Annotated in this window: 13 protein-coding genes and 1 tRNA gene; 11 read left to right on the top strand and 3 right to left on the bottom strand. The window is 73.0% G+C overall.

What is annotated here, in order from left to right:
- Window positions 1–136: 136 nt before the first annotated feature.
- Entirely contained in the window at window positions 137–1552 is a 1416-nt protein-coding gene (locus AQI95_RS31645; protein WP_067131654.1) for an NAD-dependent malic enzyme, read from the top strand.
- 369 nt (window positions 1553–1921) lie between these two features.
- A complete protein-coding gene (locus AQI95_RS31640) occupies window positions 1922–2203 on the top strand; it encodes an HU family DNA-binding protein (RefSeq protein ID WP_023550134.1) in 282 nt (93 codons plus the stop codon).
- 117 nt (window positions 2204–2320) lie between these two features.
- Here AQI95_RS31640 and murA read toward each other — a convergent pair whose 3' ends face one another.
- Window positions 2321–3661 (bottom strand): UDP-N-acetylglucosamine 1-carboxyvinyltransferase, encoded by a 1341-nt coding sequence (gene murA / locus AQI95_RS31635; RefSeq protein WP_067131652.1) that lies wholly within the window; start codon window positions 3659–3661, stop codon window positions 2321–2323.
- 276 nt (window positions 3662–3937) lie between these two features.
- Here murA and AQI95_RS31630 point away from each other — a divergent pair, with 276 nt between their 5' ends.
- The 8 genes from AQI95_RS31630 to AQI95_RS31600 all read left to right on the top strand — a co-directional run bounded on the left by AQI95_RS31630 (window position 3938) and on the right by AQI95_RS31600 (window position 13710).
- Entirely contained in the window at window positions 3938–4510 is a 573-nt protein-coding gene (locus tag AQI95_RS31630; RefSeq protein WP_067131649.1) for a YqgE/AlgH family protein, read from the top strand.
- A gap of 51 nt (window positions 4511–4561) precedes the next feature.
- A complete protein-coding gene (locus tag AQI95_RS31625; protein ID WP_067131646.1) occupies window positions 4562–4858 on the top strand; it encodes a DUF3039 domain-containing protein in 297 nt (98 codons plus the stop codon).
- A 251-nt stretch (window positions 4859–5109) separates the two neighbouring features.
- On the top strand, window positions 5110–6780 hold the full coding sequence (locus AQI95_RS31620) for a beta-N-acetylhexosaminidase (protein WP_107121809.1): 1671 nt from the start codon (window positions 5110–5112) through the stop codon (window positions 6778–6780).
- A gap of 258 nt (window positions 6781–7038) precedes the next feature.
- Complete coding sequence (locus AQI95_RS31615; protein WP_067131644.1) at window positions 7039–7932, top strand: FAD binding domain-containing protein; 894 nt, start codon at window positions 7039–7041, stop codon at window positions 7930–7932.
- On the top strand, window positions 7929–9908 hold the full coding sequence (locus AQI95_RS31610; RefSeq protein WP_067131641.1) for a 2Fe-2S iron-sulfur cluster-binding protein: 1980 nt from the start codon (window positions 7929–7931) through the stop codon (window positions 9906–9908). The genes AQI95_RS31615 and AQI95_RS31610 overlap by 4 nt, the downstream gene beginning before the upstream one ends.
- Window positions 9905–12214 (top strand): xanthine dehydrogenase family protein molybdopterin-binding subunit, encoded by a 2310-nt coding sequence (locus tag AQI95_RS31605; protein WP_067131638.1) that lies wholly within the window; start codon window positions 9905–9907, stop codon window positions 12212–12214. The genes AQI95_RS31610 and AQI95_RS31605 overlap by 4 nt, the downstream gene beginning before the upstream one ends.
- On the top strand, window positions 12211–12336 hold the full coding sequence (locus tag AQI95_RS49920) for a hypothetical protein (protein WP_279617034.1): 126 nt from the start codon (window positions 12211–12213) through the stop codon (window positions 12334–12336). Before AQI95_RS31605 ends, AQI95_RS49920 begins: the two co-directional genes overlap by 4 nt.
- A gap of 213 nt (window positions 12337–12549) precedes the next feature.
- On the top strand, window positions 12550–13710 hold the full coding sequence (locus AQI95_RS31600) for an SUKH-4 family immunity protein (protein WP_067131635.1): 1161 nt from the start codon (window positions 12550–12552) through the stop codon (window positions 13708–13710).
- A gap of 40 nt (window positions 13711–13750) precedes the next feature.
- Here AQI95_RS31600 and AQI95_RS31595 read toward each other — a convergent pair whose 3' ends face one another.
- Both AQI95_RS31595 and AQI95_RS31590 read right to left on the bottom strand, forming a co-directional pair.
- Window positions 13751–14038: a hypothetical protein gene (locus AQI95_RS31595; RefSeq protein ID WP_067131632.1), complete on the bottom strand. Its 288-nt coding sequence runs from the start codon at window positions 14036–14038 to the stop codon at window positions 13751–13753.
- Between the two features lie 180 nt (window positions 14039–14218).
- Window positions 14219–14290, bottom strand: a tRNA-Cys gene (locus tag AQI95_RS31590).
- A gap of 183 nt (window positions 14291–14473) precedes the next feature.
- Between AQI95_RS31590 and AQI95_RS31585 the strand changes: the two genes are divergently transcribed.
- On the top strand, window positions 14474–15949 hold the full coding sequence (locus AQI95_RS31585; RefSeq protein ID WP_067131629.1) for an MFS transporter: 1476 nt from the start codon (window positions 14474–14476) through the stop codon (window positions 15947–15949).
- Window positions 15950–16073 lie beyond the last annotated feature (124 nt).

Below are 16073 nucleotides of genomic sequence, written 5' to 3'. Positions count from 1 at the left end.
GGAAGTGGTTTTCCGAAACCATGCACCGCTCATGAACAAAACGTCCGCAATCCAGGGCGACTACCGCGTACTCCGCGGTAGGTGCGACGATCGGACGGCACAACTCGCGACACGGTGAAAGCAGAGGAAGTCGGCCATGGCAACGGCGCCCAGCGTCTCCTACTCGATGACCATCCGGCTGGAGGTGCCCGCGAGCGGAACCGCCGTCTCGCAGCTCACCACCGCGGTGGAGTCCTCCGGAGGCTCGGTGACCGGCCTCGACGTCACCGCGTCCGGCCACGAGAAGCTCCGTATCGACGTGACCATCGCGGCCACCTCCACGGCCCACGCCGAGGAGATCGTCGAGAAGCTCCGCGGCATCGAGGGCGTCACCCTCGGCAAGGTCTCCGACCGTACGTTCCTGATGCACCTCGGCGGCAAGATCGAGATGCAGTCCAAGCACCCCATCCGCAACCGTGACGACCTGTCCATGGTCTACACGCCGGGTGTGGCCCGCGTCTGCATGGCGATCGCCCAGAACCCCGAGGACGCCCGCCGCCTGACCATCAAGCGCAACTCGGTTGCGGTTGTGACGGACGGTTCCGCCGTGCTGGGCCTCGGCAACATCGGCCCGAAGGCCGCGCTGCCCGTCATGGAGGGCAAGGCGGCCCTCTTCAAGCGCTTCGCCGGCATCGACGCCTGGCCGATCTGCCTGGACACCCAGGACACCGACGCGATCGTGGAGATCGTCAAGGCCATCGCCCCCGGGTTCGCCGGCATCAACCTCGAGGACATCTCCGCGCCGCGCTGCTTCGAGATCGAGGCCCGGCTGCGCGAGGCCCTCGACATCCCCGTCTTCCACGACGACCAGCACGGCACCGCCATCGTCGTCCTCGCCGCCCTGACCAACGCCCTGCGCGTCGCGGGCAAGGCCATCGAGAACATCCGGGTCGTCATGTCCGGCGCCGGCGCGGCCGGTACGGCCATCCTCAAGCTGCTGCTCGCCGCGGGCGTGAAGAACGCCGTCGTCGCCGACATCCACGGCGTCGTGCACTCCGGCCGCGCGGACCTGGTGGACGCCCCGGCCGACTCGGCACTGCGCTGGATCGCCGACAACACCAATCCCGAGGGCCTCACCGGCACCCTGAAGGAGGCCGTGCGCGGCGCGGACGTCTTCATCGGCGTCTCCGCCCCGAACGTCCTCGACGGCGACGACGTGGCCGCCATGGCCGAAGGGGCCATCGTGTTCGCGCTCGCGAACCCCGACCCCGAGGTCGACCCGGCGATCGCCCGTCAGACGGCCGCCGTGGTGGCCACCGGCCGCTCCGACTTCCCGAACCAGATCAACAACGTGCTGGTCTTCCCGGGTGTCTTCCGCGGCCTGCTGGACGCCCAGTCCCGCACCGTCAACACCGAGATGATGCTGGCCGCCGCGCAGGCCCTCGCCGACGTCGTCAGCCAGGACGAGCTGAACCCGAACTACATCATCCCGAGCGTCTTCAACGACAAGGTCGCGGGCGCCGTCGCCGGCGCGGTCCGCGAGGCCGCGAAGGCGGCCGGGGCGACCGTCTAGTCCCCCTGGCCCTCCCCGGCGCCGGGCGCCGCTGAGCCCGGCCGGGTGAAGGGCAGGAGGCGACCGGGCGTCGGCCCGGTGACGGCGTGTCGTACTGTGCAGGGGCTGTGAGGATCACCACGGCGGCCCCCGCACCGGCGCGTCGTGGAACCAGCTGATGCCGGGCGCGCTCTAGGGTGACGCCGAGCGGGCGCTTTTCGTGTGACTCCCCAGGGTGTTCTCACGACTCCTACGGGTGCCGGATTGGCTTTACCGCCGCAGGTAGGGGCAGGATGCGTCCCTGGGCGCGAGCGCATCGGCATCGCAGTGCCTCGGGCGGATCCGCCGCGTGGCACACCCCAACGGCAAGAAAAACACGGGAGTAACAACATGAACCGCAGTGAGCTGGTGGCCGCGCTGGCCGATCGCGCCGAGGTGACCCGCAAGGACGCCGACGCCGTGCTGGCCGCGTTCGCCGAGACCGTCGGCGAGATCGTCGCCAAGGGCGACGAGAAGGTCACCATCCCCGGCTTCCTGACCTTCGAGCGCACCCACCGTGCCGCTCGCACCGCGCGCAACCCGCAGACCGGCGAGCCGATCAACATCCCCGCCGGCTACAGCGTGAAGGTCACCGCGGGCTCCAAGCTCAAGGAAGCCGCCAAGGGCAAGTGACCTCGCCGTTCGCGCACCACGGGACGGTGTGCGAACGTTCTGAGGCGCGATGACGCCGAAGGGGCGGCCCTCCAGCGATGGAGGGCCGCCCCTTCGGCGTGCGGGTGTACGGAGCCGTCAGCCGAGCGCCTTGCCGGGCAGCTCGACCTTCGCGCCGAGTTCGACGAGCTTCTCCATGAAGTTCTCGTAGCCGCGGTTGATGAGGTCGATGCCGTGGACCCGGGAGGTGCCCTCGGCCGCCAGGGCCGCGATCAGATACGAGAAGCCGCCGCGCAGGTCGGGGATGACCAGATCGGCGCCCTGCAGCCTGGTCGGGCCGGAGACGACCGCCGAGTGCAGGAAGTTGCGCTGGCCGAAGCGGCAGTCGGAGCCGCCCAGGCACTCGCGGTAGAGCTGGATGTGCGCGCCCATCTGGTTGAGGGCCGAGGTGAAGCCGAGCCGGGACTCGTACACCGTCTCGTGGATGATGGACAGGCCCGTGGCCTGCGTCAGGGCCACCACCAGCGGCTGCTGCCAGTCGGTCTGGAAGCCGGGGTGCACGTCCGTCTCCAGCGCGATCGACTTCAGCTGGCCGCCCGGGTGCCAGAAGCGGATGCCCTCGTCGTCGATCTCGAAGGCACCGCCCACCTTGCGGTAGGTGTTCAGGAACGTCATCATCGAGCGCTGCTGGGCGCCGCGGACGTAGATGTTGCCGTTGGTCGCGAGGGCCGCCGAGGCCCAGGACGCGGCCTCCAGGCGGTCCGACAGGGCACGGTGGGTGTAGCCGCCGAGCTTGTCCACACCGGTGATGCGGATCGTCCGGTCGGTGTCCATCGCGATGATCGCGCCCATCTTCTGCAGCACGCAGATGAGGTCCTCGATCTCCGGCTCGACGGCCGCGTTGGACAACTCGGTGACGCCCTCGGCCAGTACGGCCGTCAGCAGCACCTGCTCGGTCGCGCCGACGGACGGGTACGGCAGCCGGATCTTCGTACCGCGCAGGCCCTTCGGGGCCTCCAGGTACTGCCCGTCCTCACGCTTCTCGATGCTCGCGCCGAACTGCCGCAGCACGTCGAAGTGGAAGTCGATGGGCCGGCCGCCGATGTCGCAGCCGCCGAGGCCCGGGATGAACGCGTGGCCGAGACGGTGCAGCAGCGGCCCGCAGAAGAGGATCGGGATACGGCTGGAACCCGCGTGGGCATCGATGTCAGCCACGTTGGCGCTCTCGACGTGCGTCGGGTCGAGCACCAGCTCGCCGGGCTCCTCGCCCGGACGGACCGTCACCCCGTGCAGCTGCAGCAGGCCGCGGACGACCCGCACGTCACGAATGTCGGGGACGTTGCGCAGGCGGCTCGGCGCGCTGCCCAGCAGGGCGGCGACCATGGCCTTCGGTACGAGGTTCTTCGCACCGCGGACACGGATCTCGCCCTCCAGCGGGGTTCCGCCGTGGACAAGCAGGACATCGTCGTTGACGGTCATGTATCTCGCGTTCCGATGAGTTGGGCAGGGGCCGGCCGATCACTGTGCGCAGGGGCCGGGAAGACAGGGTAATCGCCGATTACCCCCCGCCCGTAAGCCCGAGTGCCACCCAGCCACGTCATAGCTGTGTCACAACACGAACCGTTCCCTATCGGGCACATGGGGTCACCGGGCGCGGACGTGCGCCCGGGGCGCTTCCGTGCTCCCTGAGCTGCGTTCACTCCGGCACCCCCGTCGGCTCCCCACCGCGGGGCAAGATGCGGGATCATGTCTGGCATGACCGAGGTGTCCTCGCTCACAGGGCGGCTGCTCGTGGCCACTCCCGCCCTGGCGGACCCGAACTTCGACCGCGCGGTGGTGCTCCTTCTCGACCACGACGAGGAGGGTTCCCTCGGTGTCGTCCTCAACCGCCCCACCCCGGTGGACGTGAAGGACATCCTGGAAGCCTGGGCCGACCTCGCGGGCGAGCCCGGTGTGGTCTTCCAGGGCGGGCCCGTCTCGCTGGACTCGGCGCTCGGCGTCGCGGTCATCCCCGGCGGCGCGAACGGCGGCCTCGCCCCGCTCGGCTGGCGCCGGGTGCACGGCGCGATCGGCCTGGTCGACCTGGAGGCCCCGCCGGAGCTGCTCGCCTCGGCGCTGGGCTCCCTGAGGATCTTCGCCGGATACGCCGGCTGGGGACCCGGCCAGCTGGAGGACGAACTGGTCGAGGGTGCCTGGTACGTGGTCGAGTCGGAGCCCGGCGACGTCTCCTCGCCGGCCCCGGAGAGACTCTGGCGCGAAGTGCTGCGCCGCCAGCGCAACGAGTTGGCGATGGTGGCCACGTATCCGGACGACCCTTCGCTCAACTGAGTGCGGGTCTCCCGGGCCCGCAGCCCCGGGCGGTTGATTACCCTGGCTGGTATGAGCACTCTTGAGCCCGAGCGCGGGACTGGTACGGGGACACTCGTAGAGCCGACACCACAGGTGTCCCACGGCGACGGCGACCACGAGCGCTTCGCCCATTACGTCCAGAAGGACAAGATCATGGCGAGCGCCCTCGACGGCACCCCCGTCGTGGCGCTGTGCGGCAAGGTCTGGGTGCCGGGCCGCGACCCGAAGAAGTACCCCGTGTGTCCCATGTGCAAGGAGATCTACGAGTCCATGGGCAGCGGCGGCGACGACAAGGGCGGAAAGGGCGGCAAGGGCGGCGACAAGTAGGCGCTCCGCACCTGGCCCGACCACTGGGCCCCGGCGCGCTTCGGCGCGCGCCGGGGCCTTTGGTGTGCGCCGGGGCCTTGGGCGTCCTGCCGCCGGGCGGGGGAGCGGCGCGCCGCGCTCCGGCACGCGGGACCACGTGGTCGAGACCTCTTGTCGGCGCTTCCCGGACTCCGTAGCCTCGCCATGGATTGTGCGGAGCGAAACGGTCGTTGCACTCTGTGCAACGCATGTACGGAGGTGTCACCGGCGACATGAGCGACGAGCCCCTTTTCCCGGACCCCGATGTGGCGCTGATCCCCGCGCCGAACCGCGTGTCGGCCTCGCTGCCCGGCGGCGGCACCGGATTCGTCATCGAGGCGGACACCGAGATCGAGGCCACCGAGGGCACCGAGGCGGTCGCGCGCTGGCTGCGGACGACCGTCGGCGCGGCGACCGGGCTGCCGCTGGCCCCGCACCGCAACAGCGGGTCGCGCATCCTGCTGCGGATCCGGCCCTCGCTGGAGGACGAACTGGGCAGCCCCGAGGCCTACCAGCTGTGCGCCGACGGCTATCTCGTCTGCATCGACGGCGCGAGCGAGGCCGGTCTGTTCTGGGGCGCCCAGACCTTCCGTCAACTCCTCGGCCCGGACGCTTTCCGGCGCGCCCCGATCACCGGCCGGACCGAGTGGGAGTTCCCGGCCGTCACCGTTCGCGACGCCCCCCGTTTCCGCTGGCGCGGACTTCTCCTCGACGTGGCCCGGCACTTCATGCCGAAGGAAGGCGTGCTGCGCTATCTCGACCTGATGGCCGCGCACAAACTCAATGTCTTCCACTTCCATCTGACCGATGACCAGGGCTGGCGGATCGAGATCAAGCGGTATCCGAAGCTGGCCGAAACCGCCTCCTGGCGGTCACGGTCGAAATTCGGTCACCGCGCGTCCCCCTTGTGGGAGGAGAAGCCGCACGGCGGCTACTACACCCAGGACGACATCAGGGAGATCGTCGCCTATGCCGCCGAGCGGCATATCACCGTCGTCCCGGAAATCGACGTACCCGGCCATTCGCAGGCCGCCATCGCCGCGTATCCGGAACTCGGCAACACGGACGTCATCGACACCACCGCCCTGGACGTCTGGGACAACTGGGGGATCTCCGCCAACGTACTCGCCCCCACCGACACCACCCTGCGCTTCTACGAGGGGGTGTTCGAGGAGGTCCTGGAGCTGTTCCCCGCGGAGTTCGTCCATGTCGGCGGCGACGAGTGCCGCAAGGAGCAGTGGACCGGGTCGGTGACCGCCAAGACCCGGATCGCGGACCTCGGGCTCGCCGACGAGGACGGGCTGCAGTCGTGGTTCATCGGGCACTTCGACGCGTGGCTCGCCGCGCGCGGGCGCCGGCTCATCGGCTGGGACGAGATCCTGGAGGGCGGGCTGGCCCGGGGCGCCGCCGTGTCGTCCTGGCGCGGCTACGGCGGCGGGATCGCGGCCGCGCGGGCCGGCCACGACGTCGTCATGTGCCCGGAGCAGTACGTCTACCTGGACCACCGTCAGGCCCCGGGCGAGGACGAGCCCGTGCCGATCGGGTTCGTGCGCACCCTGGAGGACGTCTACCGGTTCGAACCGGTCCCGGCTGAACTCACCGAGGCGGAGGCCCGGCATGTGCTGGGTACTCAGGCCAATGTCTGGACCGAGGTGATGGAGGACGCCGCGCGCGTGGACTACCAGACCTTCCCGCGGCTCGCGGCCTTCGCCGAGGTGGCCTGGAGTCGCCTGCCCGCCCCCGCGCAGCGGGACTTCGCCGGCTTCGAACGCCGTATGGCCGCCCATTACGCGCGACTCGACGCCCTCGGGGTCGCCTACCGGCCGCCCACCGGGCCCCGGCCGTGGCAGCGGCGCCCCGGAGTCCCCGGCCGCCCGGTCGAGGGGCCGCCGCCGAACAAGTGACCCTCCCGTCCGGGCGGCTGTCCCGAACAAGTGCTGGAAAACCGCTTCAAGAGTCACCAAAGAGTGTCAATCGCCGTGCACCGGTGATGCCGTGCGAAAACGGACCATCTCTGCGATGAAGTGGGCGAATGCCTCCTAGCGGACCCCCGCGTTCGGGCGTTGCGAAGATGTGCCAGAGTTGCCACGTCCGCCCTGTGAGCACGTACCGTACGGCCACACAGGTGGGACCAGGTGGGGCAGCGGGAAGGGGCAGCCGGTTTGACCACGCACGCACCGCAGGCGGCGCAGGCCGTCACGCTGCCCACGACGCTGGACGAGGCGGTGGCGGCCCTCGCGGCCACGCCCGCCGCCGTGCCCGTCGCGGGCGGCACCGATCTGATGGCGGCCGTCAACTCCGGCCAGCTCAGGCCCGCCGCCCTGGTGGGCCTCGGGCGGATCAGCGAGATCCGCGGCTGGCAGTACCAGGACGGCCACGCCCTGCTCGGCGCGGGCCTCACGCACGCGCGGATGGGCCGCCCCGACTTCGCGGCCCTCATCCCGGCGCTCGCCGCCGCCGCGCGCGCCGCGGGCCCGCCGCACATCCGCAACGCGGGCACCCTGGGCGGCAACATCGCCTCCGCCGCGCCGACGGGTGACGCGCTGCCCGTCCTCGCCGCGCTGGAGGCGACGCTGATCATCGCGGGCGCCGGCGGAGCCCGCCGAGAGGTCCCGGTGTCGCATCTGCTGGCGGGCATGGAGATGCTGCGCGGCGGTGAACTCATCGGCTACGTGCGCGTGCCGCTGCTGCACGCCCCGCAGGTCTTCCTGAAGGCGACCGGACGCACCGGGCCGGGCCGCGCGCTGGCCTCCGTGGCGCTCGTCCTCGACCCCGCCCGGCGCGGAGTGCGGTGCGCCGTCGGCGCCATAGCGCCGATGCCGCTTCGGCCCCTGGAGGCCGAGCAGTGGGTCTCGCAGCTGATCGACTGGGACAACGACCGCGCGCTCGTCCCGGAGGCCCTGAACGCCTTCGGCGAGTACGTCGCCGCGGCCTGCATCCCGGACCCGGCACCGGAGCCCGACGGCTCGGTGCCCCCGCTTCCGCCCGCCGTACTGCACCTGCGGCGCAGCGTCGCCGCACTGGCCCGACGAGCACTGGGGAGGGCACTGTCGTGACCGACGACCAGCACGGAGAGGGCGCGCCCCAGAGCGGCGGGCGCTGGGACCCGCTGCCCCAGGGCGACTACGACGACGGCGCCACCGCCTTCGTGAAGCTCCCCGAGGGCGGCATCGACGCCCTGCTGTCCGGCGACAGCCCGCTGGCCGCGCCCGGACACGGCTACGTGCCGCCGCGCATAACGGTCGCTCCCGGCACCGGGGACCCCGCCGCGACCGGCACCTGGACCGCGCCCACGGGCGCGGTCGAGTGGCCCGATCCGAACGCGCCCCAGACGCAGCCCGCCGACGACCGGTTCACCTACCAGCCCGGCACGACCCAGCAGTGGACCTTCGAGGAGCCCGCGGCCCCGGCCGCGCCCGGACACGACGTCACCGGGCAGTGGTCCATCCCGGTCGCCGGCGGCGACCTGCCGGACGAATCGGGCGAGTTCACCACGTCCTCCCTGGTCGAGCAGTGGGGCGGCACCCCGCCCGCCACACTGCCCGGCGGCGCGCCCGCGCCCTGGGTGACGGAGGAGGCGGGCCGCTCCTGGGACCGGCCCGCGGACACCGGTCGCACCGACCTGCCCGACCACACCGGCGCACACCCCGGGGGCGGTTCGCCCGAGCCGGCACCCGGCGGCCCGGCGGCGCAGGGGTACGCGCAGGACGGGCCGTACACGCCCGGCGAGCGGTACGCGCGGGACGAACGGTTCGGGCCGGACGGGCAGTACGCCCCGGACGAGCAGTACGGGCACGGCCCGGCGGGGCACGAGGAGACCCGGCACGAGGCGGCGGCGCCCGAGGCAGCCGGGCACGAGACGGCCGGGCACGACGACCCCGCCCATGCGCACGCCGAGGCCGGTGGTTCCGGCGAGTCCACCCGGCCGGCGCAGCCGCGAGCCGCGTCGGCGGCGATGCCGGACGCGGACGGCCGAGGCCCCGCCGAGGCCCCTGAGCGCCCCGCTGACGGCCCGGCGGGCCATGACGGCTCCGCGGGCCCCGCGCAGGGTCCGCAGGCCGCCACAGCGCCCGCCACGGCCGAACCGGCGGCCCCTCGGACCCCGGCCGCGGCAGCCGAACCGGAGCCCACCGCCGACACGCCCGTGGCGGCCGTACCGGATCGGGTTACCTCCGAGGCCCTGGAGGCACCGGGGGAGGACGACACGCCCGAGGACGCCGCCGGAACCACCGGCGAGGGCACCGCGCCCCGGCCGGAGGCGGCCGCCGAGGAGCACCCCGCGCCCCAGCCGCCGCACGACGACCACCCGCTCGCGTCCTACGTCCTGCGCGTCAACGGCGCCGACCGGCCCGTCACCGACGCCTGGATCGGCGAGTCGCTGCTGTACGTGCTGCGCGAGCGGCTCGGTCTCGCGGGCGCCAAGGACGGCTGCTCGCAGGGCGAGTGCGGAGCCTGCAACGTCCAGGTCGACGGCCGCCTGGTGGCCTCCTGCCTGGTCCCGGCGGTCACCGCGGCCGGCAGCGAGGTGCGTACGGTCGAGGGCCTGGCCGCCGACGGACAGCCCTCCGACGTGCAGCGCGCGCTCGCCCGGTGCGGCGCCGTGCAGTGCGGCTTCTGCGTGCCCGGCATGGCGATGACCGTGCACGACCTGCTGGAGGGCAACCCCGCGCCGTCCGAGCTGGAGACCCGGCAGGCGCTGTGCGGCAACCTGTGCCGCTGCTCCGGCTACCGGGGCGTCCTCGACGCCGTCAAGGAGGTCGTCGCCGAACGCGAGACCGCCCACGCCACCGGCGACCCCGGGACCGACGGGGACGAGGTCCGCATCCCCCACCAGGCGGGCCCCGGCTCCGGCGGCGTCAACCCGTCGGCGTTCGAGGCGCCGGGCGCGTTCGACACGCCGCCCACCGCTCCCGCGGGCTACGGCGACGCGCAGGATCCCTACGGCGCGCCCGACCCGTACGGCACCCCGGGACCGCACGACCCGAACGGCCCGCACGACCAGCACTACGGCCAGGACGGAGGCCAGGCGTGAGCAACGAAGCCGCCACGGCGACCACCGCCGAGGAGACCGCTGCCGAGACCGAGGCGCCGCCGCACGGCCTCGGCGCCTCCCTGCCGCACGCCGACGCCCGCGCCAAGACCGAGGGCACCTTCCCGTACGCGGCCGACCTGTGGGCCGAGGGCCTGCTCTGGGCGGCCGTGCTGCGCTCCCCGCACGCGCACGCGCGCATCGTCTCCATCGACACCACCCACGCGCGCGAGATGCCCGGCGTCCGCGCGGTCGTCACCCACGAGGACGTGCCCGGCACCCCGCGCCACGGCCGGGGCGTCCCCGACCGGCCGGTGTTCGCCTCCGAGGTCGTACGCCACCACGGCGAGCCCATCGCCGCCGTCGCCGCCGACCACCCGGACACCGCGCGGATGGCCGCCGCCGCCGTCATCGTCGAGTACGAGGTGCTCGACCCCGTCACCGACCCGGAGCGGGCCTTCGAGGCGGAACCCCTGCACCCCGACGGCAATCTGATCCGGCACATCCCGCTGCACCACGGCGATCCCGACGCCGTCGGCGAGGTCGTCGTCGAGGGCCTGTACCGGATAGGGCGCCAGGACCCGGCCCCCATCGGCGCCGAGGCCGGTCTCGCCGTGCCCCGTCCCGACGGCGGCGTGGAGCTGTACCTGGCCTCCACCGACCCGCACGCCGACCGCAACACCGCCGCGGCCTGCTACGGCCTGTCCCCGGATCGGGTGAAGATCGTGGTCACCGGGGTGCCGGGCGCCACCGCGGACCGCGAGGACCAGGGCTTCCAGCTGCCGCTCGGCCTGCTCGCGCTCAGGACCGGCTGCCCGGTGAAGCTCACGGCGACCCGCGAGGAGTCCTTCCTCGGCCACATCCACCGCCACCCCACCCTGCTGCGCTACCGCCACCACGCGGACGCCGAGGGCAAGTTGGTGAAGGTGGAGGCGCAGATCCTGCTCGACGCGGGGGCGTACGCCGACACCTCCTCCGACGCGCTGGCCGCCGCGGTCTCCTTCGCGTGCGGCCCGTACGTCGTCCCGAACGCCTTCATCGAGGGCTGGGCCGTACGCACCAACAACCCGCCCTCCGGCCATGTCCGCGGCGAGGGCGCGATGCAGGTGTGCGCCGCCTACGAGGCGCAGATGGACAAGCTGGCCAAGAAGCTGGGCCTGGACCCGGCCGAGCTGCGTCTGCAGAACGTCCTGGCGACGGGCGACGTCCTGCCGATCGGCCAGACCGTGACCTGCCCGGCCCCGGTCGCCGAACTCCTCCAGGCGGTCCGGGACTTCCCGCTGCCCGCCCTGCCCAAGGACACCCCCGAGGAGGAGTGGCTGCTGCCGGGCGGGCCCGAGGGCGCGGGCGAACCGGGCGCGGTGCGCCGGGGCGTCGGCTACGGCCTCGGCATGGTGCACATGCTCGGCGCGGAGGGCGCCGACGAGGTGTCCACGGCGACGGTCAAGGTCCACGACGGGGTCGCCACCGTGCTGTGCGCGGCCGTGGAGACCGGCCAGGGCTTCACCACCCTCGCCCGGCAGATCGTCCAGGAGACCCTCGGCATCGAGGAAGTCCATGTGGCGCCGGTCGACACCGACCAGCCGCCGGCCGGCGCGGGCTGCCGGGGCCGGCACACGTGGGTGTCCGGCGGCGCGGTGGAACGGGCGGCCAAGATGGTCCGCACCCAGCTTCTGCAGCCCCTCGCGCACAAGTTCGGCATGTCCACCGAGCTGCTGCAGATCACCGACGGCAAGATCACCTCGTACGACGGCGTGCTGTCGACCACCGTCACCGAGGCGCTGGATGGCAAGGAGCTGTGGGCCACCGCCCAGTGCCGCCCGCACCCCACCGAGCCGCTGAACGCCGACGGGCAGGGCGACGCCTTCGTGGGGCTCGCCTTCTGCGCGATCCGCGCGGTGGTGGACGTCGACATCGAGCTGGGCTCGGTCCGCGTGGTGGAGCTGGCGCTCGCCCAGGACGTGGGCCGGATCCTCAACCCGACCCAGCTGGCCGCCCGGATCGAGGCGGGCGTGACCCAGGGTGTGGGCATCGCCCTGACCGAGAACCTCCGTACGCCCCGCGGTCTGATCCGCCACCCCGACCTGACCGGGTACGCCCTGGCGACCGCGCTGGACGCCCCCGACATCCGGATCGTCAAACTGGTCGAGGAGCGTGACGTCGTCGCCCCCTTCGGCGCCAAGTCCGTCAGCGCGGTCCCGGTCGTGACGGCACCGGCCGCGATCGCCTCCGCGGTCCGCGCGGCCACCGGCCGCCCGGTCAACCGGCTCCCGATCCGCCCGCAGGCGGCGGTGGTGACGGACCGGTGACCACGCCTTCCGGTGAGCAGCGCTACGAACCCCCGCCCAGCGTGGGCAAGTTGGGCCTGTGGATCCTGCTGTTCGTCGTGGCGGCGCTGGCCGTGGTGCTGGGCGGGATCTACTTCACCTGATCCCGACGGGTCGGTCCCCCCCCGTGCCCCCGTGCCCCGCGTGACGGTGCGGCCGGTTCACCCCGGCGTGCAACGGGCCCGGGGCGCCAGGCGTCCTTTCCCGTGAGGGCCGTTGTCAGTGGGGCGGCGTAGTGTGCTGAGCGGTGGGGGAAACCGCCCAGGGCCGGGTGCGACGACGCACGCGGTCACGCACGGGAAGATCGCGGGGGAGCGATGAGCACGACCGACGCCGGGGCTCCGGCGATCACGCTGACCGAGGCGGAGCTGGACCGCTATGTCACGCACGCGCCCACGCGCGGCCTGCTCGGCGGCTCCGGACTGCCCGTGGACACCGACCTGCTGACCTTCTCCCCGCTGCGCCGGCACGGCCTGCGCACGCTCGCCGACGCGGCGGACGGCCCGTTCCGCGTGGCGGACGAGCTGCGCGACCGCCTGGTGATAGGCGAACTCCTCAACCCGGTGGGGATGGCGCGCGAGTCCATCCTGCTCGACGGCGGCACCGGCGAGCTGACGACGGCCTACCTCTTCGACCCGTCCGGCGCCCGCCCCTTCGCGCCGTCCTTGGACACGCTGCTGCGCTTCGCCGCGGTCACCGAGGAACTGGCCGGTCTGCGCGGCCGTTTCGGCTCGCTCGCGGGCCGGTACGGCCCGAAGACGGTGGCCGAGGCGACCCGCCGGCTGCTCTCCCTCTTCGAGGAGGGCGCGGGCGGCGCGGTCCCGCCGTACTGGAAGGCGGCGGCCCTCATCCGCCCGCTCGCCCTCGTCGCCGGCCCCGGCACGGCGTCCGGGCTCACCCTGGACGTCCCGGCCCGCCTGCTGGACCAGGAGTTCGGGCACGGCCGGGTGGCCCGCTTCGAGGAGGTCGACTTCCCCGCGACGCTCACGCACGAGCCGACCCGGCGCTTTCTGCGCGAGACCGGACTGCCGGAGGAGGCGGTCCTCTTCCACGCCGACACGGACGTGCCGCTGCCGACGCTCCGGGAGTACTTCGCCGAGGAGTGCGCGGACGGCTTCCCCCTGGACGAACTCCCGGCCCACGCCGACCACTTGATCCGCCTCGGACATCTGGTCGAGGACAACAGCCTGGTGATCGACGGCAGAACGGGCGCGGTCCTGACCTTCAGCGAGCCGGAGGCGACGCTCCACCCCCTCAACACCGACGTCTCCACCCTCGCCTTCACGCTCTGGCTCCTGCACCACGAGCGCACGATCGACGAGCACCTCGCCCACGACCTGACGACCCACGCCTACGACCAATTGGCCGCGGCCATGCTCCACACCCTGACCGCCCTCGACCCCACAGCCACCCTCCCGGACACGCCCTGGCACTACTGGACGGAACAGTTCCGGGACGAATCGGGTGGGGCGCTCTGACGGCGACGCCCGACCTCCTGGCAACTGCCGGGCCGGTGCGTCAGGTACCGTCCGGCTCGTTCGTCTCCTCGGTGGCCGCAGCCCGGCCGCGACGGCGGCCCAGCAAGGTGCACCCCACGATCACCAGGCCGACGGTGGCGACCCTGGCGGCCTGGTAGTAGCCGGATGCCGGCCTCTCCGGGGCGCCGGGCAGCCGGAAGAAGACCCACGCTGCCGCGAGACCCCCGAGGGCGATCAGCGCGACAGCCCCCCACGTCCCGAGCCCCGCCCACCAGGGCCCCGGGGCGTGATCCCGCTCGTCGGTCTGCTCGACGTCCTTGTCGGCCACGGTCTGTTCTCCTGGGAGTGCGGTGGCGGTGGCGGTCGCGGGGGAAGACGCGGGCCGGGCGCGGCAGGTTCACCGGGCGCTCCGCCTCGCGCCGAGCCGCCGGCGACCGAGACGAACGACCAGGAGGGCGGCACCCCTGCGGGGGTGCCGCCCTTTCGTTCTGCATGGTCACGCAATCAGAGGCCGTGGCGGGATTCGAACCCACGTAACTCGCTTTGCAGGCGAGCCCCTGAACCACTCGGGCACACGGCCGTGTTCGTGGAGATGAAGCTACGGGGCGGGGGTGGGGGGCTCAAGGGGAAACGTGGGGCTGCAACGGGACTGCCATATGGCGTTCATGAAAGGGGGGAGAGGGAGATCTACGACCAGCGGCGGAGGCGAGGGACGGACTTTTGACAGGGGTCAAAAGGGATTGCGGGCCTTACTCTGACGAGCATGACCGCCCTGGAGCCGCGCGACGCCGCCGTGTCCGTGTCCGTCGCCGGAGACGACGACGGTGTGCTGAGCCGGGCCTACCGGGCGCTCAGTGTCGGCATCGTCTCCGTCGTCCTGCTGATCGCCTTCGAGGCGACCGCCGTCGGGACCGCCATGCCGGTCGCGGCGCGGGAGCTGGACGGCGTGGCCCTGTACGCGTTCGCGTTCTCCGGGTACTTCACGACCAGCCTGTTCGGCATGGTCCTGTCGGGGCAGTGGTCCGACCGGCGCGGCCCGCTGGGCGCGCTCACCACCGGCATCGGCGCCTTCGCCGCGGGCCTGGTCGTCGCCGGGACCGCGCGGACGATGTGGGTGTTCATCCTCGGCCGCGCCGTACAGGGCCTCGGCGGCGGCCTCGTCATCGTGGCGCTGTACGTCGTCGTCGGCCGCGCCTACCCCGAGCGGCTGCGGCCCGCGATCATGGCGGCCTTCGCGGCGGGCTGGGTCGTCCCCTCGATCGTCGGCCCGCTCGCCTCCGGCGCCGTCACCGAACACCTGGGCTGGCGCTGGGTCTTCCTCGGCATCCCGGCCCTCGTCGTGTTCCCGCTCGCCCTCGCCCTGCCCCAGATACGGCGCAGAGCCGCCGGCCCGGTGGACCGCGAGGCGGGCGCCGACTCCTTCGACCGGCGGCGGATCCGGCTCGCCCTCGGTGTCTCCCTCGGCGCCGGCCTCCTGCAGTACGCCGCCCAGGACCTGCGCCCGCTCTCCCTGCTCCCGGGGCTGGCCGGCGCCGCCCTGCTGGTGCCCGCCGTCCTCGGTCTGCTCCCGCCCGGCACCTACCGCGCGGCCCGCGGACTGCCCTCCGTCGTGCTGCTGCGCGGACTGTCCGCCGGATCCTTCATCGCCGCCGAGTCCTTCGTCCCGCTGATGCTGGTCACCCAGCGCGGGCTGTCCCCGACGCTCGCCGGATTCTCGCTGGCGGCGGGCGGCGGCACCTGGGCGCTGGGCTCGTGGGTGCAGTCCCGGCCGCGGGTGCGGCCGCATCGGGAGCGGCTGATGACCGTCGGGATGGTGCTGGTCGCCGCCGCGATCGTCGCCGCGCCCAGTGTGCTCGCGCACTCCGTGCCCGTGTGGACCGTGGCCGTCGCCTGGGGCTTCGGCTGCTTCGGCATGGGGCTGGTGATCTCCTCCACCAGCGTGCTCCTGCTCCAGCTGTCCGCGCCGAGGGAGGCCGGCGCCAACTCCGCCGCGCTCCAGATCTCCGACGCCCTGTCCAACGTCGTCCTCCTCGCCGCGACCGGCGCCGCCTTTGCGGCCCTGGGCGGCGGCAGCGCGGCGGCCACGACGGCGGCGACCGCCGACGCCGGCCACCCGGCCGCGTTCGCCGCCGTCTTCCTGCCGATGGCGGTGGTGGCGCTGGCGGGGGCGTGGGTGACGACGCGCCTGCGGGCCCGCGGCCCGAGAAAGCCGGACGCCGAACGGCCCGAGGCTCCTTAGCCCTTGCCCGTGCGCGAGTTGTCCCTCTCCCCCGATCCCGCCACCTCCCCCGATCCCGCCACCCGGCAGGCGCTGGACGACCTCGCGGACGCCTTGGGGCGTCGGACCGACGAGGTGGTGCCGG

The organism is Streptomyces yokosukanensis (assembly GCF_001514035.1).
Lineage (GTDB): Bacteria > Actinomycetota > Actinomycetes > Streptomycetales > Streptomycetaceae > Streptomyces > Streptomyces yokosukanensis.
This window is presented reverse-complemented; position numbering and strand designations above follow the sequence as displayed.